The sequence below is a fragment of the Mariniblastus fucicola genome (assembly GCF_008087665.1).
Taxonomy (GTDB): Bacteria; Planctomycetota; Planctomycetia; order Pirellulales; family Pirellulaceae; genus Mariniblastus; species Mariniblastus fucicola.
This window is the reverse complement of sequence record NZ_CP042912.1, coordinates 4,705,587-4,725,188: the sequence shown is the minus strand read 5'-3', so window position 1 is coordinate 4,725,188 and position 19,602 is coordinate 4,705,587. Positions and strand designations below refer to the sequence as shown.

The 19,602-nt window shown below is 54.7% G+C and carries 15 protein-coding genes; 11 read left to right on the top strand and 4 right to left on the bottom strand.

Translation table 11 applies throughout. From position 1 onward, the window contains the following. Nucleotides 1-61: 61 nt before the first annotated feature. The gene (gene recA, locus MFFC18_RS17515; RefSeq protein ID WP_084416909.1) at nucleotides 62-1,180 is read right to left on the bottom strand and encodes a recombinase RecA; all 1,119 of its coding nucleotides are present in this window, start codon (nucleotides 1,178-1,180) and stop codon (nucleotides 62-64) included. A 484-nt stretch (nucleotides 1,181-1,664) separates the two neighbouring features. On the opposite strand from recA, the gene MFFC18_RS17510 reads away from it, so the two are divergent. Together MFFC18_RS17510 and MFFC18_RS17505 are read left to right on the top strand one after the other, a co-directional pair. Next, nucleotides 1,665-2,456: a PEP-CTERM sorting domain-containing protein gene (locus tag MFFC18_RS17510; RefSeq protein ID WP_148618956.1), complete on the top strand. Its 792-nt coding sequence runs from the start codon at nucleotides 1,665-1,667 to the stop codon at nucleotides 2,454-2,456. Nucleotides 2,457-2,627: 171 nt separating this feature from the next. Continuing rightward, complete coding sequence (locus MFFC18_RS17505) at nucleotides 2,628-5,021, top strand: aminotransferase class V-fold PLP-dependent enzyme (RefSeq protein ID WP_075083062.1); 2,394 nt, start codon at nucleotides 2,628-2,630, stop codon at nucleotides 5,019-5,021. Between the two features lie 14 nt (nucleotides 5,022-5,035). Here MFFC18_RS17505 and thpR read toward each other — a convergent pair whose 3' ends face one another. Further along, nucleotides 5,036-5,608 carry an RNA 2',3'-cyclic phosphodiesterase gene (gene thpR / locus MFFC18_RS17500; RefSeq protein ID WP_075083063.1) on the bottom strand — a complete coding sequence of 191 codons (573 nt, stop codon included), beginning with the start codon at nucleotides 5,606-5,608 and terminating at the stop codon, nucleotides 5,036-5,038. A gap of 294 nt (nucleotides 5,609-5,902) precedes the next feature. Here thpR and serC point away from each other — a divergent pair, with 294 nt between their 5' ends. From serC to MFFC18_RS17485, 3 genes are all read left to right on the top strand, one after another. After that, nucleotides 5,903-7,003, top strand: a complete 1,101-nt coding sequence (gene serC / locus MFFC18_RS17495; RefSeq protein WP_075083111.1) for a 3-phosphoserine/phosphohydroxythreonine transaminase — start codon at nucleotides 5,903-5,905, stop codon at nucleotides 7,001-7,003. 160 nt (nucleotides 7,004-7,163) lie between these two features. Next, nucleotides 7,164-8,828 carry a phosphoglycerate dehydrogenase gene (gene serA, locus MFFC18_RS17490; RefSeq protein ID WP_075083112.1) on the top strand — a complete coding sequence of 555 codons (1,665 nt, stop codon included), beginning with the start codon at nucleotides 7,164-7,166 and terminating at the stop codon, nucleotides 8,826-8,828. Between the two features lie 72 nt (nucleotides 8,829-8,900). Then, complete coding sequence (locus tag MFFC18_RS17485; RefSeq protein ID WP_075083064.1) at nucleotides 8,901-9,215, top strand: Dabb family protein; 315 nt, start codon at nucleotides 8,901-8,903, stop codon at nucleotides 9,213-9,215. A gap of 56 nt (nucleotides 9,216-9,271) precedes the next feature. Here the strand turns inward: MFFC18_RS17485 and MFFC18_RS17480 are convergent, their stop codons facing one another. Further along, nucleotides 9,272-10,168, bottom strand: a complete 897-nt coding sequence (locus MFFC18_RS17480) for a class I SAM-dependent methyltransferase (RefSeq protein WP_075083065.1) — start codon at nucleotides 10,166-10,168, stop codon at nucleotides 9,272-9,274. Between the two features lie 234 nt (nucleotides 10,169-10,402). On the opposite strand from MFFC18_RS17480, the gene gcvT reads away from it, so the two are divergent. From gcvT to MFFC18_RS17450, 6 genes are all read left to right on the top strand, one after another. Then, nucleotides 10,403-11,521, top strand: a complete 1,119-nt coding sequence (gene gcvT / locus MFFC18_RS17475; RefSeq protein ID WP_084416902.1) for a glycine cleavage system aminomethyltransferase GcvT — start codon at nucleotides 10,403-10,405, stop codon at nucleotides 11,519-11,521. Between the two features lie 122 nt (nucleotides 11,522-11,643). Then, complete coding sequence (gene gcvH, locus MFFC18_RS17470) at nucleotides 11,644-12,033, top strand: glycine cleavage system protein GcvH (RefSeq protein ID WP_075083066.1); 390 nt, start codon at nucleotides 11,644-11,646, stop codon at nucleotides 12,031-12,033. Nucleotides 12,034-12,199: 166 nt separating this feature from the next. Then, nucleotides 12,200-15,142, top strand: coding sequence for an aminomethyl-transferring glycine dehydrogenase (gcvP, locus tag MFFC18_RS17465; RefSeq protein ID WP_075083067.1), 2,943 nt, complete (start codon nucleotides 12,200-12,202; stop codon nucleotides 15,140-15,142). Nucleotides 15,143-15,193: 51 nt separating this feature from the next. Further along, nucleotides 15,194-16,963 carry a sodium:solute symporter family protein gene (locus tag MFFC18_RS17460; protein WP_075083114.1) on the top strand — a complete coding sequence of 590 codons (1,770 nt, stop codon included), beginning with the start codon at nucleotides 15,194-15,196 and terminating at the stop codon, nucleotides 16,961-16,963. Nucleotides 16,964-17,152: 189 nt separating this feature from the next. Beyond that, nucleotides 17,153-18,013 carry a hypothetical protein gene (locus MFFC18_RS17455; RefSeq protein WP_075083068.1) on the top strand — a complete coding sequence of 287 codons (861 nt, stop codon included), beginning with the start codon at nucleotides 17,153-17,155 and terminating at the stop codon, nucleotides 18,011-18,013. 233 nt (nucleotides 18,014-18,246) lie between these two features. Then, nucleotides 18,247-18,588, top strand: coding sequence for a hypothetical protein (locus tag MFFC18_RS17450; RefSeq protein WP_075083069.1), 342 nt, complete (start codon nucleotides 18,247-18,249; stop codon nucleotides 18,586-18,588). A gap of 5 nt (nucleotides 18,589-18,593) precedes the next feature. On the opposite strand, the gene MFFC18_RS17445 is transcribed toward MFFC18_RS17450, so the two are convergent. After that, on the bottom strand, nucleotides 18,594-19,601 hold the full coding sequence (locus MFFC18_RS17445) for an ATP-grasp domain-containing protein (RefSeq protein ID WP_075083070.1): 1,008 nt from the start codon (nucleotides 19,599-19,601) through the stop codon (nucleotides 18,594-18,596). Between the last annotated feature and the right edge of the window lies 1 nt (nucleotide 19,602).

Sequence of the window (19,602 nt, the reverse complement as noted above, 5' to 3'; positions counted from 1 at the left end):
TTCTGCCGGTTGGCTTTTTATGCATCGCGATGAACACAGGCTGGAAGCCTATGCCACCGTTCTATGCTTTGGTTTCTGCTTCCTCTTCAGAGAACGATGCGAAGTCTTCGGTGTAGCCGCCGGCTTCCATGATTTTCGCTCTGATCTCTTCGCAAACATCCGGGTTTTCTTTGAGGAAGTTACGAGCTTTCTCTTTGCCCTGACCGATGTGCGTGCCGCCGTATTTGAACCAGGCACCGCTTTGTTGAACGATCTTGTGAGCCTTGCCCAAATCCAGCACGTCGCCTTCGTAACTGATTCCGCAGTCGTGCATCATGTCGAACTCGGCGATGCGAAACGGAGGAGCAACTTTGTTCTTGACAATTTTTGCTTTGACTCGCTGGCCCACCTGCACGTCGCCGTCTTTCAATGCACCAATGCGACGGACGTCGATACGAACCGAAGAGTAGAACTTCAACGCGCGACCACCGGGAGTCGTTTCCGGGCTGCCGAACATAACGCCGATCTTTTCACGGATCTGGTTGATGAAGATCGTACAAGTTTTGCTGCGAGCAATCGCACCGGTCAGCTTTCGCATCGACTGGCTCATCAGACGAGCCTGAAGCCCGACGTGCGAGTCACCGATTTCGCCTTCGAGTTCTTTCTTGGGAACCAGAGCCGCAACGGAGTCAACGATGATCACGTCGACAGCGTTGGACTTGACCAGCATCTCCACGATTTGCATCGCCTCTTCACCGCTGCTGGGTTGTGAAACGAGCAGCGTATCGAGCGACACGCCAAGCTTCTTCGCCCAGGTTGGATCGAAAGCGTGTTCCGCGTCGACGATCGCCGCGATACCACCTTTCTTTTGAGCCTGAGCAACGGCGTGCAGAGCCAGCGTTGTCTTACCACTTGATTCCGGACCGTAGACTTCGATGATCCGTCCGCAAGGCAGTCCGCTTCCGCCGAGGGCCATGTCGAGTGACAACGAGCCTGTTGAAACGCCACGGATCTTTTTGACGTTGTCGCCGTTGAGCGTCATGATCGAGCCGGTTCCGAACTGGGCTTCGATCTGTTGCACGGCTGTGCGGAGCGTTTCGTTTTCTTCGTAGATTTTATCGACCGCAGCAACTTCAGCTTTCTTCTTGGTCGCCTTATCTTTCTTCGCCGGGGTCTTCGCCGGGGTTTTCGTTTTTGCCATCGTGGAGTCCGTTATTTTGGATGAGGAAATTGCCTTGTCTTGAACAACGGTTTGAGCAGTCGAAGCGGCTTTTGCGGCGGCCGTTTTCTTTTTATCGGAACCGTTCTTGGCAGGAGATTTGGTAGCAACCATGGAAATAGACCTTTTAGGGAACACGTGAGTTTCAGGAAACGCACGACACACAAAACGCCAGCTGAGGTTGCGACCCGTTACCTTATGGCTCGCAGGATGGGTTTTCAAGTGCCTTGCAAGAGTAGTATTGGCAAGCCCGTGGACACGTTAGGTCCCGGTGGACAACAAAAATGCATAAAGATCTCAGGTTGTCCGTGCCAGCAAATTCAATTGACTACCGGTATTGCTGTGCGGTTCCGCTACTCAACTCGTGTCGAAACTTTGGCCAAAGAGGCGGTTGAGAAACGAATTCGGAGGAACTAGGCTGGATCATTCTCCATGGCTGCCACTTTATTTCTCCCGAGAGTCTCCTGTGAAAAAGCGTCCTTTTTTGATCGGGCTCATGTCCGTTTCTCTATTCGTCGGTGCTGCCGAAATTGCGACCGCAGACATCAGCCTGGCCGTTGACGGCGTCGCTGTGACGGAAGACTTTAACAGTTTCACAGGGACTGGTTTCTCGCCCACGCCTTCCGCAGGCCAACTGGATTCCAACACATATCGTGTGACAGGTTTGAGCGATGGCGACGGAAGTTTCGGCGGCACACACGATAGTGGTGACTTCGCCAGAGGAACTGCTACCGGAGCCGTTTCGACCGGAGGGATTTACTCCTTCGAAGTCGCGCCCGGAGACTTTGCTGCCGGAGTCCAGCCGACAGGAAGTGACTTCAATTCTGGCGCCGTGACGATTCGGTTGTCAAACGACACTGGGGTTGATCTCAACTATCTCGACGTTCAAGCGGACGCTTTCTTTTTCAACGACGCCGACCGTTCCACTCGGTGGACGTTCGAAGCATCGCTGTTGGATTTTGATGCGTTCTACGTTCCTTTCTTCAGCATCGATTCTGAAGAAACAGCAGACATTGCCCCAGAGTGGCAGCTACAGTCAGTCGGAGGACTTTTCGAGCTTCCGGTATCGATCGCTAACGGCCAACAGGTATTCATCCGTATCACTGGCGAAGATCTGGCAGGTTCGGGCTCCCGCGACCAGTTTGCCTTAAACGAATTCTCCGTTACCGGTTTCAACGCAGTGCCAGAACCGGGGTCGGGGATGTTCATCCTCGCAGGCGCCGTGTTGTTGGGGCTTGCAAGACGCCGTGCATGCTGAACGACGGCATACCCAAAACTTTGGTCCAATTCTGAATTACAGGGCTCGTGTTTCTAAAAAGCGCGGGCCTTTGCTGTGCGCTGTCAATTCCTGACTTCTACAAATGTGTTTTGAAGATAGACTTTAAGTCGTGCAGCGGCACTTCTTCTTCGGATGCGGCAAAGGGACAGGATGATCGTTCGAACCAGTTCAGAAATTTATCTCGACGCCAACGCGACGACGCAAGTCCTTCCGCAAGCAGCCAAAGCGGCGCGCGACGTGATGGAAGAACTCTACGGGAACCCCAGCAGTTCCCATAGCTCGGGACTGCGGGCTCGTAACATTCTCGAATCGACGCGGCAACTCGCTCGCAAAATTCTTGGCGCCGAAACGGGCCAGATTGTTTTCACCAGTGGCGCCACCGAGGCGATTCAGATGGCGGTGCTGTCGGCGCTCTGCAACGCTCGGGAGCAGCAGAGTCAGGGGAAACGACCGGCCGAGAATCGAATCCTGATGTATGGTGCGACGGAACACAAAGCCGTGCCGCAAGCGATTCGACACTGGAAACAGTTGCTGAACGTAAACGCGGAAGTCGTCGAAATTCCGGTCGACAAAAATGGGATGCTGGACCTGGACTTCATCGAGCAAAACGCGTCGCGCGCTGACTTGATTTGCACGATGGCAGTCAACAACGAAACGGGTGTGGTTTGCGATCTGGAGGAAGTTGAATCGCGAATTCGCGGTGCCAATTCGGAAGTCGCCTGGCTGGTGGATTGCGTTCAGGCGATCGGGAAAACGGAGCTGGATTTCTCAAAGACGACGATCGACTACGCCACGGCCAGCGGACACAAGATCTTTGCACCCAAAGGCATCGGTTTATTGTACGCACGCGAGTCCGCTGCTCTGGTTCCGTTGATGGCTGGCGGAGGTCAGGAACAGGGCGCCCGTGGCGGTACCGAAAACTTGCCGGGGGTCGCGGCGATTGGCGCCGTGTTGCAGTTGCTGGCGGATTCGCCGTCGCGATCCTTCGCTGATGAAAGCGTACTGCGAAGCTATCGCCAGCGATTGGTGGACGCGCTCAAAAGTGCGTTTCCGACGATCGTTTTCAATGCTCCGTTTGAGCATTCCGTGCCCTGCACGATCAACTTTGCCGTCAAAGGCTTTCCCAGCAAAGAATTGTTGGACCTGTTTGATGCGGCCGGCGTGCGCGTCAGTTCCGGATCGGCTTGCGGGTCCGCGGCCGTCAATTCCTATGTGCTCGACGCGATGGGAGTTGAGCCCTGGCAGTCTCGCGGTGCGATTCGGATGTCGTTCGGGGCCGTGGCAACCGACAGTCAAATCACTGCGGCCTGTGAGCGGATCGCACAAGTCGGACAAGCACTCTGTGATTCCTGTTTGGTTGTCGCCACCGATGCGGATGCCCTTGCCAGTCAGAATCTGAACGGACTGATTCAGCTTAAAAGCGGTTCGAACTGTTCGTGGTTGTTGATGGATTCGGCATCACGTCGTTGTGTCGTGATTGATCCGTTTGAAGAGATGGCGGAGCGAATTGAGGCATTGGTGCGATGTCAGAAAAGTAAAGTCGTCGCAGTGCTCGATACTCATGCTCATGTCGATCACGAATCATGCCGGAAAGAATTACTCGGTGCGCTCAGTCAGTTCGCTGCCGATTCAGCCGCAACCGATGATTTGCTTGGTTGGCCACAAAACGCTGACGGCGAATGTTTGCTCGGCGACGGAACAACGGCTCAGTGGATGCGACTTTCGGATGAATTGGTGATTGCCAAAACCGATTTGCCGGGGCACACGATGATTGGAGTCGCATATTTCGTGGGGACGCTCGATGGTGAGCGACTGCCGGCGGCAAACATCAAGTTTGCTTTCACCGGTGACATGATTCTGATGGGCGGAATCGGACGCACTGATTTCCCTTGTAGTTCCGCGGACAGGATGCACGAATCGCTGCAGCGTTTGCCAATGCTGATTGGAAACCAGACTCTGATCTGTCCGACTCACGACTACCACAATGAGTTCGCGACGACGCTCGACGCAGAAATTGCAGAGAACGATTTTCTACGTTCGATCGTTGATCCGGTTTCGCCAATGTCGCTGACAGACTTCAAGGACGCCAAGCCTGGAATTGACGCGGGGATTGCGGATGAAAGCAATTCGGAACTGGTTTGCGGTTTGATTCGCAGGGACAACGATAGTTCGAATTCGTTGCTGTTGGATCAAGCTGGCTTGCGAACGATCCTGGAATCTGACTCAGAGGCTTTGATCATCGATGTTCGCGAGCCGCACGAGTTTGCGTTTGAGCAAAGTTGGAGCGAGCTTGGTTTTCGGGAAGTGCCGCGCAATGTTCCCCTCACCAGGTTGAGCGACTTTCTGCCGGAGCTCATGAAAACCGTTGGCAATTCGGATCAGAAAGTTCTGTTTCTGTGTCGCAGCGGAAAGCGTAGCGGCAAAGCCGCGGAAGTCGCGAGGCGATTGGGCGTGGCGAATGCGTTGAGCATCGTGGGCGGTTTGGCGCTCAATACGATGCACTGTTCCTCTTCGGCTAAACCTGACATGGAATACATGATCTAGGTCCGACAGGTCCGTTACCCTTCCAGTTCAATCGTGGCCATCGAAGCGTACTGCGGTCTACCGCCTTCGAACGTGCTTGAACAGATTTTCACGCGATCGATATGACACGAGCCTGCGTCGTGATTTCGATGTCGATGCAACAGCGTCGCCAACTCCGGCGGAAAGTTCGTGCCTTTTTTGACACGTCCGATCGTCATATGCGGCGCGAATTCAAAACGTGACTTCCCCAGACTCCAGTCACGAAGAAACTTGGTGATCTCACGCGAAATCAAAGCCATCTCATCACCGCCTTCTTCAGCGCCAATCCAGATCGTTTTTGGATTTTCCAAAGAAGGAAAACCGTCCAGTCCGCCAAGCACCAAATCAAACGGTTCGAACTGCGAGATAAATTCCGCAGCGTCCGAACAGAACTCTGGAACCTCACGATCGTTAATCTCACCGACAAAATTCAACGTCAGGTGCAGATTGTCTTCCGGGATCCAGTTCACCTCTCGAGAAAACGCACCGAACCGCTCAATCAGTCGGGCGACGTTGCTGTTGATTTTTTGTGAAGCGTAGACGGCAATAAAAGTCCGGATTTTGGCCATGGTGGATCGAAGCGAGGGCAGAAAACTTCACATCGTAGCAAAAGCCCGCCACATCGGTAATTCAAAAGCTCAACTTGCAATCGGGGCTTAGTTGCCTTCATTCTGCAAACACAGGTCGCGTGATGGGCGTTAGCGTCAAGTACTTTTAAATATTCGCCCAAGCGGTAAACTTTCGGGCAAAAGCAATCGTTTCGCGGCGAACATTTTATGCCTCCTGCGATCCAACCATTGCCCAATCGTTCTGGCCTGCGTCAGAACAGCTTCGCGACAATTTGGCCACACACTGGACGCTCAATGACCACCACCGTTTCACGCGTTTACAATTTTTCAGCAGGCCCCGCGGTTCTGCCGGTTCCCGTCCTCGAACAGATTCGCGACGAGATGCTTTCGCTGCCCGGCGTTGGCAGTAGCGTGCTCGAAATCAGCCATCGCAGCAAAGACTTCGACAAAGTCATCGAAGACGCGGACGCTCGCATTCGACGCGTGATGAATATTCCGGACGACTACGAAGTGCTGTTCCTGCAAGGCGGCGGTGCACTGCAAAACGTCATGATCCCCGCGAACCTGATCACTGACTCCAGCCAAACCGCGGACTACATTCAAACCGGTTCGTGGGGCAAGAAAAGTGCTGGAGAAGTTCGGCACTATGGGAACCTGAACGTGGCCTTTGATGCCGCGGACTCAAACTACAACCGAATCCCGCAGCAGTCTGAACTTTCGCTGACATCGGACGCGGCCTATGTGCATCTGACTTCCAACGAAACGATTCAGGGAGTTCAGTTTGCACAGTTGCCTGAAACAGGCGACGTGCCGATCGTCGCCGACATGTCATCTGACATTCTTTGTCGCCCTGTCGACGTTTCAAAGTACGGGTTGTTCTACGCTTGTGCTCAAAAGAACGCTGGCGTGGCGGGAGTCACGGTCGTCGTCGTTCGCAAAGATCTGGTCGAACGCAGCGGCGACTTGCCGAGCTATCTCAGCTACGCAAAACATTCTGCGGGCGGTTCGCGATTCAACACACCACCGTCATTCGGAATCTATGTTACCGGCCTGGTTTGCAAGTGGCTGGAGGAAGAGATTGGCGGACTTGAGGCGATGGAGAAGCAGAATGTTGCCAAGTCGAAAATGATCTACGACATTATCGACTCAAGCGAAGGATTCTACACAGGCCATGCGGCCGACGTTGCCGATCGTTCGATCATGAATGTTGTCTTCAAGCTGCCGACGCCAGAGCAAGACGCGGACTTTGTCGCCAAAGCGGCTGACGCGGGAATGACGACGCTTAAAGGACATCGCAGCGTCGGCGGGATTCGTGCTTCGTTGTACAATGCGATGCCTGTCGAAGGCGTGGAAGCTCTTGCGAGTTTCATGAAAGATTACGCGGCCAAAGCGTAGGTCGATGGTCGTAGTGGCGGCTTCCAGCCGCCGCATGGCTGAAGGATGGGCAGATTGTTTCATGCAAACTGCGACGGCTGGAAGCCGCCACCACGTTAGATGCAGTCCCGGCGTTGAACGCCACCACAAAACATACACCACCACCAACCGGAATCGTTTAATGTCAGTCGCAACTGAAAAAAATCCCGCTGCAACTAACGACGGAACGTATCGCGTCATCGTCCTGGACGACCTCGCCGAAGAAGGGCTCGCCAAACTCGACGCGGCTCCCAACATTCAATACGACATCCGCACCAAACTCGCAGGTGAAGAACTTCGCCAGGCGTTGTCCGAATACGACGGAGCCGTCTGCCGATCGGGCGTCAAGATCACGGCTGAGTCACTCGAAGGCAACACGCAACTCAAAGCCATCGTTCGCGCTGGCGTCGGCACGGACAACATCGACAAAGTCGCCGCGGCTCGGCTGGGCATCGTCGTTATGAACACGCCTGCCGGCAACACGGTCAGCACCGCCGAACACACGATGGCCTTGCTGCTGGGGCTTTCGCGGAAACTTGCTCCAGCCCATGCGAGTCTGAAGGCCGGAGCCTGGGATCGCAAGAAATTCAAGGGCTCGCAAGTCTTTGGCAAAACGCTCGGAGTCGTTGGGCTTGGTCGCATTGGACAGGAAGTCTCCGCTCGCGCCGCTGCGTTTGGGATGGAAGTCGTCGGCTACGATCCGTTTCTGTCTCGTGAGCGTGCCGAAGAGTTGGGCATCAGGAAAGTCGACACCGTTGACGAGATGCTGCCGGAGATCGATTACCTGACCGTGCATACTCCGCTGACGCCCGAAACGACGAACCTGATCAGCACCGAACAGGTGGCCAGGATCAAAAAGGGAGCCCGCTTGATCAACTGCGCTCGCGGTGGGATCTACGACGAAGGCGCTTTGGAAGAAGGCCTGAAATCGGGGCAGCTCGGTGGCGTTGCTCTCGACGTTTACCCCGACGAACCTTGCACTGACAGCCCGCTGTTCGCAATGGACAACGTGCTCTGCACGCCGCACCTTGGGGCCAGCACCGAAGAAGCACAAATCGGTGTCGCAGTGGAAGCCGTCGATTTGCTGGTGAACTATTTGGTCACCGGTGAAATTCAATCGGCCGTGAACACGACACTGGATCCGAACGCGCTCAAGACCGTTCGGCCCTACGCGGACGTCGCCTATCGTCTCGGTATTTTGCTGGGCCAATGGCATGGCGGCGGACTGAAGAACTGCGAGCTTGAATTCCAGGGCGAGATCGCTGAAAAAGACACGCGTATTTTGGTGTCGGCGTTTTGTGCGGGTCTGATCCGGAATTTTACCGATGAAGCCAATATCATCAACGCGGAACTGCTGTGTCGCGAACGCGGCATCGAGCTTTCTCGTAAAGAGAGCACGGCTTACGGCACGTTCAGCAGCCAGATCACGGCCACCGTTTCTGGCGATGGCAAAACCTGTTCTGCGAGTGGCACGGTTTTCGGCAAAGACATGCCGCGTCTGATTCGACTTGGCGAATACCGCACCGAAGCGTTCATGGACGGCAACCTGTTGGTGTTCCATCATCAGGACGTGCCGGGCATCATCGGCTACGTCGGCAGCGTGCTGTCCGAAGAGAACGTCAATATCGCTCAAATGGCAGTCGGTCGCCAGGGAACAGAAGCCGGTGGCAGTGCGATTGGTGTGTTGAATCTCGATTCGGGTGCGTCAGAAAAAGCACTTGCTCGCGTGACGGAGAAGGATGGCATCGAGTCCGCGATTTTGCTGCAGCTTCCGGAAGCCGGCGATTTGCCCGACTGGCTTGCGTAGCCGATCGCGATACGTAGTTACGGTGCCCTGCCGCAACTTTTTCTACTACATCAACAATAGCAAGCTCCGTCCATGTCCAAAGGTCACCTGACTCATTCCGTATTCTTCACCCTCAAAGATCCCAGCGACGAGAACATTCAAAAGCTCGTCGATGACTGTTACCAGTACCTTTCAAGTGGAGAAGGCTTGATCAGCCTCCATGCGGGGGCTCGGATTCCGGATTTGGATCGACCCGTCAACGACGACCAGTTTCACGTTGCCTTGATCGTGATTCTGGAGAGCCGAGAAGCGCACGACGCCTATCAGGAGATGGCCGATCACATCACGTTCATCGAACGCAACAAGGAATCTTGGGCTTCGGTGCGGGTGTTTGACGCCACGAGCTAACGCGGTTCAGCGGTTCACAGGCTGGAAGCCTATGCCACCCAGGCCTATGTCGCCTTCTACCGTTTTCGCATGATCACCGGCGTTTGGAAATTTCCGTGAGCATTGTCGGCGATTTGCAGGATCTCAAAATGCTGGCCCCACTCGCGGTGGATGTATGCATCGCTGTGCCACACATTGCAGTAGTAAACATCGCCTTCATTCTTGCGAAATACCATCCGCTCTTCCGGTAGCGGACCTGCCAGAGCCTCTGCGTCGATCTGCTGATTGTCATCAAACCGATTCTGGTTTTCAAACTGTTTCAGTGTCGCAGTTCGATCTGCAACTTTTTTCCACGTCGCATCGTTGTGGATCGTTAGATACAAAATCCCGCCAGGCCGCACGGTTCGTCCGAGTTCCAACAGCCAATCGATTTCATGCTCATCGATATGCGTGAACACCGAAAACGCCGTCACCACATCGAAGCTGCCGTCTTCAAAAGAGAGCTTTGGCTCCGTCGAATTGACTTCGCACCGAATCGCGGCGGGCAAATGTCGCTTGATCCAGTTCGCGTTGGCTGGAGCCAGATCGCTGCCCCAAAGATTCGCGTGCTCTCCCGCGTGGGCCAACGCGTGTCGCAGAAATCGGCCTGAAGCACAGCCGAAATCCAACAGGCGAAGCTTTCCCGGATTTTGCAGATAACGATCCATCGCACTGCTAACATTTTGCCAATCCGCCAAACCAGAAACCCAATAGCGATCCGAGTTCTCTTCGGTTGCGTACCCCTCCCGATCAACGGGTTTCGGCAGCGGCCACGGATCAAAATGAGCAAACTCGGCAGGCTCTAACGGCACTCGATTCCCCTCGAGATCCGTGTAGCGGAACCGACGAAGCTTCTCTGCCGGCCATGTCGAAACAGGCGGCAACACGTTGTCGATGTCGGTCGATTTGGTCCTGAATTTGTGAGCGTCTTCCATATCGGATCATTCACGAAATCGATCCGTGACAGGAATGCGAAGCAAAGCCGTTTAGACCGTTGCCAATGCCGGGATCAAACAATAAAATTGAGACTGGTTCTTTTACATTTTTAGTCAGCCCTGGCTCGGACACAATCCGGGCCGTGGATTACCAACAGACTTCGCCGTCATTTTTTGGCCGGCGATGTAGCTGCCGGTTATCCGTGCCTCCACGAAGACGCAAGGACAATTTCCGTGAGTTCAACCAGCAATTTGCTCTCCACGCCGCTCACTTCTTGGCATGTCGAAAATGGTGGACGAATGGTTGACTTTGCCGGCTGGTCGATGCCGGTTCAATACGGCAGCATCGTCGAAGAGCACCATCAAACGCGAAACGCTTTCGGCCTGTTCGACGTCTCGCACATGGGCCGACTTTATTTCTCCGGCTCGGAAGTCGGAGCGTTTCTTGATTCGCTGACGACTCGCCGTGTCAGCGGAATCGACGCCGGCAAGATCCGCTATTCGCTGATGACCAACGAAGCCGGCTGCATTCTCGATGACGTGCTGGTCTATCGCCTGGCCGATTCCGACGAACAGCCGTTTTACATGATGGTCGTCAATGCGAGCAACCGAACGAAAATTGTTGAGTGGCTGAAATCGAACTTGCCTCAAGGCTGCGATATCGAAATCGACGATCGGACTGAGTCCACCGCCATGATCGCGGTGCAAGGTCCGAAGGCGAACGAAGCGGTGACAAAAATCGCCAGTTTGAACCCGGACACACTTTCTTATTATACCGGCGTCGTTGCAAAGATCGGCGACGCAGAAGTCATCATTTCGCGAACCGGCTATACGGGCGAAGATGGCTGCGAGCTGATCGTTCCCGGCGACGCAGCGGTTTCGATCTGGAGCCAGTTGATCGAGCTTGGCAAAGCTGTCGGAGGCGGTGCTTCCGGGTTGGCGTCTCGCGATTCATTGCGGCTCGAAGCAGCCATGCCGCTCTACGGTCACGAGCTTACCGAAGACATCAACGCGGCTCAGGCGGACCTGAAGTTTGCGATCAACGTGAAAGATCGTGAGTTCATCGGTCGATCTGCGATTCTGGCGGCTCGCAAAGACGAGAGTTTGCGGAAGCGAGTCGGCTTTGTGCTTAAGGGCAAACGTGCTGCCCGTGAGAACTGTCCGGTCGTGGTCGATGGCAACGTAGTCGGCGAAGTCACCAGTGGAGCGTTTGCTCCGACGGTTCAGAATTCCATTTCGATGGGCTACGTCGATCCCGCGTTCGCTGAGCCCGGAACGAAAGTCCAGTTTGACATCCGCGGCAAGTTTCACGACGGCGAAGTTGTGCAGCTGCCGTTTTACAAACGAGACTGATCGTTTAACGGCAAGCCGCAGGCGACTGCGTGTCATCAGCCAATCAAAGTCGCCTACGGCTTGCCGTTAAACGAACGGGTCGCAAGCGAAAAACAGAACATACTTACCAACGGAGTAACACGATGAAACCTGAAAACTACCTGTTTGCTGAATCTCACGAGTGGGCCAATGTCGCGGACGAAGGCGGCGACAAAGTTGCCACTGTCGGCATCTCGGCTCACGCGGTCGAAGCCCTCACCGACCTGGTTTACATGGATCTTCCTGACGTCGGCGATACCGTCACCGCTGGCGAATCGTTCGGAGAAGTCGAATCGGTCAAAGCGACCAGCGATATGTTCAGTCCTGTCGATGGCGAGATCATTGCCGTCAACACCGACCTGCCGGACAACCTTGAAACGCTCAACGACGATCCATACGCGGCGGGTTGGATCATCAAAGTAAAACTTTCGAGCGAAGATTCATTGTCGAAGTTGATGGACTTCGAAACTTACGAAAAGCAGTGCAGCGAATAGCCGCGCGGCCGTTGGCACTTGTTTGTTTAACGGCAAGCCACAGGCGACTGCGTTTGGAACTGCCAAATGCAGTCGCACAGTCGCCTACGGCTTTCCGTTAAACGAACGACGCAATGCTGTAGCTAACTTCTCCAAGTCAACCAGTTAAGAAAACTCTGGAACAAAAATGTCGATCGCAGATCAGCCTGAAACTCACGACCACGAGCACGAAATTTCCCTGGACGACTTGCTGCAAAAGCGTGATTTCATCCGCCGCCACATTGGCCCGCGCGATTCCGATTTGCCAATCATGCTTGAAACTGTCGGAGCATCATCGCTTGACGATCTGACGGCTTCCACGATTCCAGAAGATCTGCTGTTGGAGAACGATCCAGCTTTCGATCCGTCCGAATCGATCCTGCCGACCCCGACCTGTGAACACGATGCGCTCGAAGAATTACACTCCGCCGCGTCAATGAACATGCCATCGCGGTCCTTCATCGGCCAAGGCTATTACGGCACGATCGTGCCCAACGTGATCCTGCGAAACGTGCTGGAAAATCCTGGCTGGTACACAGCCTACACGCCCTACCAACCAGAGATCGCTCAGGGGCGGCTCGAATCGTTGCTCGCGTTTCAACAGATGACGATCGACCTCACTGGCATGGAGTTCGCCAACGCCTCGTTGCTCGACGAAGCAACCGCTGCGGCCGAAGCGATGGCTCTGTGCAAACGGGCTAACAAAAAAAACAAGTCAAACAAGTTTTTCGTTTCCAACGATGTGTTCGCCCAGACCATCGACGTGCTGAAAACGCGGGCTCAGTTCATGGGCATTGAGCTGATCTTTGGCGATGCCGAAACCGTTGGCGATCATGAAATCTTCGGAGCCCTGCTTCAGTATCCGGGTGCGTCCGGAAAAGTCATCGATCTCGAACCGCTGATCGAAGCCGCTCACGCGAACAACGCTCTGGTCTCGGTCGCAACGGATTTGATGGCTCTGGTCGTTCTTAAAGCTCCCGGCGAAATGGGAGCTGACGTTGTGGTTGGAAGCGCCCAGCGATTCGGCGTCCCGATGGGGTTCGGCGGTCCGCATGCGGCTTTCTTTGCGACTCGCGATGATTTCAAACGTTCTGTCCCGGGTCGAGTGATTGGCGTCTCGAAAGACTCACGCGGCAAGATGGCGTTGCGGATGGCGATGCAGACCCGCGAGCAACACATTCGCCGCGACAAAGCGACATCGAACATTTGCACGGCTCAGGCGCTGTTGGCGAACATGTCCGCCTTTTATGCAATTTGGCATGGCCCCGAAGGCCTGATGACGATCGCCAGTCGAATTCACTTTTTGGTTCAGTTGTTGGCCAGCGGTATTGAGTCGTCTGAAACTCTGTCTGTCGTTCACGATCACTTTTTCGACACCGTCGTGATCCACTGTGGCGATGAGCAAGCCGCGATTCGGCAGCGGATGGAGCAAACCGGGATCAATCTTTTCTACCCGACGCCGGATACGATTTCGATTAGCCTCGACGAGTCGACTTCGATCGATGAAGTTTTCCTCCTGATGGACTTGCTCGATGGCGTTGAAGTCGATGAAGACTGCGAACTCGAAGTCATCCAGAAATACGAAGACGCGATTCCCGATTCGCTGTCTCGGACCAGTGACTTTTTAACTCACGAGATTTTCAACCGATTCGACAGCGAAACCGAAATGCTTCGCTACCTGAAGCGACTTGAGAATCGGGACTTTTCACTGACTCACGGTATGATTCCGCTGGGCTCGTGCACGATGAAGCTTAACGCGACCGCGGAAATGATCCCTGTCAGCTGGGCCGAGTTTTCCAAAATGCATCCGTTTGTGCCGATGCAGGATACCGAAGGCTACCGGAACATGATCGCGCAACTCGAAGCGTGGTTGATCGAGATGACGGGCTACGACGCGATGTCGATGCAGCCGAACTCCGGTGCCCAGGGCGAGTACGCTGGGCTGTTGGCGATTCGTCGCTATCACGAATCGCTTGGCGAAGGTCATCGCAATGTTTGCCTGATCCCAAGTTCGGCGCACGGGACCAATCCGGCCAGTGCGACGATGATGGGACTGAAAGTTGTCGTTGTCAAAACCGACGAGAACGGCAACATCGATTTGGATGACTTGAAAGCAAAAGCGGAACAGCACAGCGCGAACTTGTCGAGCCTGATGATTACCTATCCGAGCACGCATGGCGTGTTTGAGAAAACGGTTCGCGAAGCCTGCGAACTGGTTCACGATCACGGTGGCCAGGTCTACATGGACGGAGCCAACATGAATGCGATGGTCGGCTTGGTCGCTCCGGGAAAAATTGGATCCGACGTGTCGCATTTGAATTTGCACAAAACGTTCTGCATTCCGCACGGCGGCGGTGGACCAGGAATGGGACCGATCGGGGTGAAGTCGCATCTGGCGCCGTTTCTTTCACAGCACGTCGTCGTTGACGGCGAAGTGCAAATGGACGAGCCCAAGTTCGCGGTTTCCGCGGCGGAATTTGGTTCGGCTTCGATCCTGCCGATCTCCTGGATGTTCATCCGCATGATGGGCGGCGAAGGTTTGCGAAAGGCAACCCAGGTTGCGATCCTCAACGCGAACTACATCGCCAAACGCCTCGAGGGTCACTACGAGGTGCTCTACAAAGGTCAAAACGGCAGAGTGGCTCACGAGTGCATTGTCGACATTCGCCCGATCAGCGAGGCGACCGGAATCACGGAAGTCGACATCGCCAAGCGTTTGATGGACTACGGTTTCCATGCTCCGACGATGAGCTGGCCGGTAGCGGGCACGATCATGATTGAGCCAACGGAAAGCGAATCGCTGGAGGAGCTTGATCGGTTTTGCGAAGCTTTGATTTCGATCCGCGACGAGATTCGTGAAGTCGAAAGCGGAAAGGTTTCCGCTGAAGACAGCGTTCTGCATCACGCCCCACACACAGTCGACGATTTGACCGACGACAACTGGGAGCGGGCCTACTCCAAATCCCAGGCCGTCCATCCGTCCGCCGCGACGAAGCTGGCCAAGTTCTGGCCGGCCGTAAATCGCGTCGACAACGTCTACGGTGATCGAAATCTCGTTTGCAGCTGTCCTCCGATGGAAGATTACGAGTAAGATCTAATTTGAACTTGCTTCAACTCGTTCCTTGCAACCAATTTGGACATCATGCAGCTTTCGACAATCGACTGGCTAATCATCGTCGCCTTCTTTGCAATTTCCACAGGCATCGGTTTGTGGGCCAGTCGGACGGCGGGGAAAAGTTTCAAAGACTATTTCCTGGCCGGCGGGAAAATGAGCTGGTGGTTGCTCGGCGTTTCGATGGTCGCGACCACGTTCGCCGCCGATACTCCAGGACTGGTCACCGAACTGGTTCGCAAAGGCGGAGTCAGCGGCAACTGGGCCTGGTGGGCGTTCCTGCTGACAGGGCTGTTAACCGTTTTCGTGTATTCGAAGCTGTGGAAACGCAGCGGCGTGCTGACCGACCTTGAGTTCTACGAACTTCGCTATGGCGGTGCTGCCGGACAGTTTTTGCGAGGGTTCCGCGCCATCTATCTGGGCGTCGTTTTCAATTGCATGGTCATGGCCGTCGTGATTCTCGCGGCGATCAAACTGAGCGGCGTATTGCTGGGCGCGTCTCCGATGACCACCGTCCTGGTCGCTGGATCGGTGACCGTTGTCTATACGTTGTTAGGTGGATTGAAAGGAGTCATCCTCACGGACTTCTTTCAGTTCGGGATCGCGATGGTCGGTGCGATTGCCGCGGCGGTTGTGCTGTGCGATCAGCCGGAAGTCGGTGGATTCGCAAACTTGATCGCGAACGAAAACGTTGCCAGCAAGCTGAGTTTGCTGCCGGACTTCTCACAAACCAGCATCATTCCATTGCTGATCATCCCGCTGGCGATTCAGTGGTGGAGTGCCTGGTACCCCGGAGCAGAACCTGGCGGCGGCGGCTATGTGGCGCAGCGAATGTTGAGTGCGAAATCCGAAAGCGATGCCACCGCAGCGACGCTGTTGTTCCAGGTGGCTCACTATGCGTTGCGACCGTGGCCGTGGATTGTCGTGGCGCTCGCTTCGATTGTCGTGTTCCCGGAAATCTCCAGCATCGAAGCCGCGTTTCCGAACATCGATAAAAGTCTGCTCAGCGAGGACATCGCCTATCCGGCCATGCTCAGCCGCTTGCCTGCGGGATTGTTGGGGCTGGTAATTGCGAGTCTGATTGCCGCGTTCATGTCGACGATCTCTACGCATCTCAACTGGGGCGGATCGTACATTGCTCATGATTTCTACGGCAGATTCATAACGCCTGACGCATCCGAGAAACAGTTGGTGATGGTTGGCCGCGTGTCGACGGTGGCGTTAATGGCGATTGCCAGCGTGTTGGCACTGTACATCAAATCTGCCGCCGACGGATTCAACATGATCGTTCAGTTCGGAGCCGGAACGGGATTGATTTACATTCTTCGCTGGTTCTGGTGGCGCGTAAACGCGTGGTCCGAGATCGTCGGTATGGTGGCGTCAACCATCGTGGCGATCGTGTTCACCATGAGTGCATCGTCAATTGATTTGGAGCCTTGGCACAAGATCCTGATCGGGGTCTTGATCACCAACGCGGCCTGGATTGCCGCGACGTTTCTGACGCGTCCGTCCAATCAGAAAACTTTGGAGGACTTCTACCAGAAAGTTCGCCCCGACGGTCCCGGTTGGGAGCCTGTTCGAAGTTCGCTGTCAGAAAAGGGCACCGAAGTTGAACTCGACGGGTCGCTCACCAGCGGAATTGCTGCCATGGTTGCCGCGACGTTCCTGGTCTATTCGCTGCTATTCGGGGTTGGCTATTTTCTCTACGGCCAGACTGTAAACGCGGGTGTCAGTGCCGTCGTGACCGTTGTGGCCGTGGTGGCACTGGTTCGAATTTGGCCTCGATTGAAAATGAACTGAACCGCGTAGCGTGGGCTGATTCACGGTATTTCCAGCCTGAAATCGCTGATTTAACAGGCAGCCTCGCGTGATTAGTTTTCTGTTGAGCGAGCGGTCGCACTCGATTTCGAGACTTGTAAGGATCGACATTGAAGCCAATCGTAAAATTTGTCTAGACTCCGGCCTCACCTTGGATGGGAGCCGATTGATATGACAAAGTTTCTCGTTGCGATTCTAATTCTGTTCGCTGCCAGTTCGGCACACGTTTCCGCTGAAATCATCGCCCTTCAAAGCGATCGGCTTGCTTTCAACTATCGCGTTGACGACTTGGCTGACGCCAATAGCGGGAATGTTGATCTGTCCTATCGGGGCCGTGACTATGGAGTCAGTGAAGCCTGGTTTCTGTCAGTCGACGGGACAACGACGGAACTGACCGGCGGATCGGTGGCTGATGGTGCTGATGTCGCCGCGGACGAAAAGGTGTGGACGGTGGTTCACAATGATCTTTCGTTTCAAATCAACTTCTTTGCTTACGACGAATCAGAGTTCGGGCCCTACCGAGGAGCTTCGTTGGCGATGAACGTCAGTTTGTTCAACAACAGTTCCACGCGAACTGTTTCCGGTGCGCTGACGAACTATGGCGATAACAGCATTGAAACCCTGGACAATGGTTCACTGGTTGCCTCGACGGACATTCCTGATACCAGCCTGTTCACGTCCCAGGAAGACGCGATTGGATTGGCGACGTATACTTCCAAGCGATGGAATGCCTCTACGCTCGTTGGTGGGACCTCGGTCGGCACGCCCGCATCTGGATGGGCAATGGGACCCATAAGCGACGGACTGCTGGCGAGTATCCGTTCTGGCAATTCGTTGGGGACGTCACCAGGCCAGGACATATTCGGGACGGATGTTACGGGCGCGGCTCAGTGGGAGTTTAATTTGGCGCCAGGAACAGGAATCGAGATCCAGTCTGATCTTTCTGTTTTTGTGCGGAATGTTCCTGAACCCGGTGGTCTCGCAATACTGGCCATGTTCGGGATGTTGACTTCGTGTCGCCGTCGCAAATAAACAGCAAACGCAATGCTGTAAGGCTGCTTACGGATACGCCGGTCGAGCTTGCAACAAGTCCAACTGTTGAGTTCAATAGGCGGATGATCAAAAGATTTTTACTTCAATTATTGAGCATCGCCCTGTGGTTTGGGCTGGTTAAAGCATGCCTCGCACTGCGGAATGTTCCGATGGGGACGTTTCAGATGTGCCGGGACGGATGCTGAGGACCGCCTCTGAATGCATTGGTTTCAATGCACGGAGTCTGGTTTCTATCACTGGCGCCTGTCGCTGCGGTCATCGCCTGGAGATTTTCCAATGGCGGAATTCGAAAGTCTGCTTTATGGGTTCTGTGCCTGTCCGCGGTCGCATTGAGCATCTGGTTTGGCTATGAAGCGTATCGTGGAACGGAGTTTACATCGACGGCGTATGATCGATCCATGCACGCGATGGGAGTCATTTTCAGCTCGATTAACCTTCCGATCCTTCAAGTCATGGTAGCAGCCTGGATTCTGTTTGCCTGGCCGCGCCGGTGGCAATACGCTGCTCAAAAACAGCGGAAGATTTCCGGTACGGCAGCGCCCCACGAGGCATGAATCATCTAGGCATCCCAAAGCGAATCTACGATTCCGATTGAGAAGTCGTGGCCTGCGAAACGGTTGGCATCGAAGAGTCCTCCGGTGCTAAAAACGTTGAATTCGATTACCTTCGATCCGACCAAGTCGATTCCCGCCAGCTGAATTCCGTCGCGGAACAGGATGGTTGCAGCCGCCAGCGCGGCGTCGCATTGCTGCTGTGTCAACGTCAGAGGGCTGGCCGTGCCACCAGTGTGCAGGTTGGCGCGAAAGTCGCCGTCGGCTGGGATTCGGCGGATTCCTGCCACATGATTTTCAAATCTGATCAGATCGCCATTGAGCACAACAACACGCTTGTCACCCGGTTCGTCCGATGCAACGAAGTGTTGCGCGACGACCTTCTGTTGCTGAAATCGTTCGTTGAGTAATTGCCTGAGATTGGGCGAGTTGTTGGAAACGCGAATGACGTCTTGGCCTCGCGAACCGACAAGAGGTTTCACGACGCAATCAACATCTGCGCCGGCAACGAAATCCAAAATCGCATCATGATCGTCGCTCACAATCATCGCCGGTCGATATTTTGCGGGCAGCACTCCCACCGCGGACTTGCTGGCGTAAAACGAAAGACACTGCGGGGAGTTGACGACTTGAATTCCGTGAGCCTGTGCGACTTGACATAGCTCCAGAAACGAACGGTGCAACTTGGAACGCTCGGTGTCTCTTCCGGGATTGGTGCGTATGCAAACTTTATCTCCCGGGCAGATGTCTTGCTTCGATAGCGTCGAAGGATTGACTGATTTGGCAAACGCTTCGACCCCGACAGAGTCAATCGGCTCTTTCGAGTCCGTAAACAGTGCGGCCGCGTTGGCAGAAAAAACGCAATCATCCGACGATCGTTGCGAGTTAAACTCAAGAGCGTTCACGTCGGCGAGAAAGACACTGTGTCCCTGGTTAAACGCCGCCGCAATTAGCAGCGTGGTCGTTTGCCGAAAGCCAATCTCGTGAACGTGGTTGACGAAGAAGAAAATTCGCATC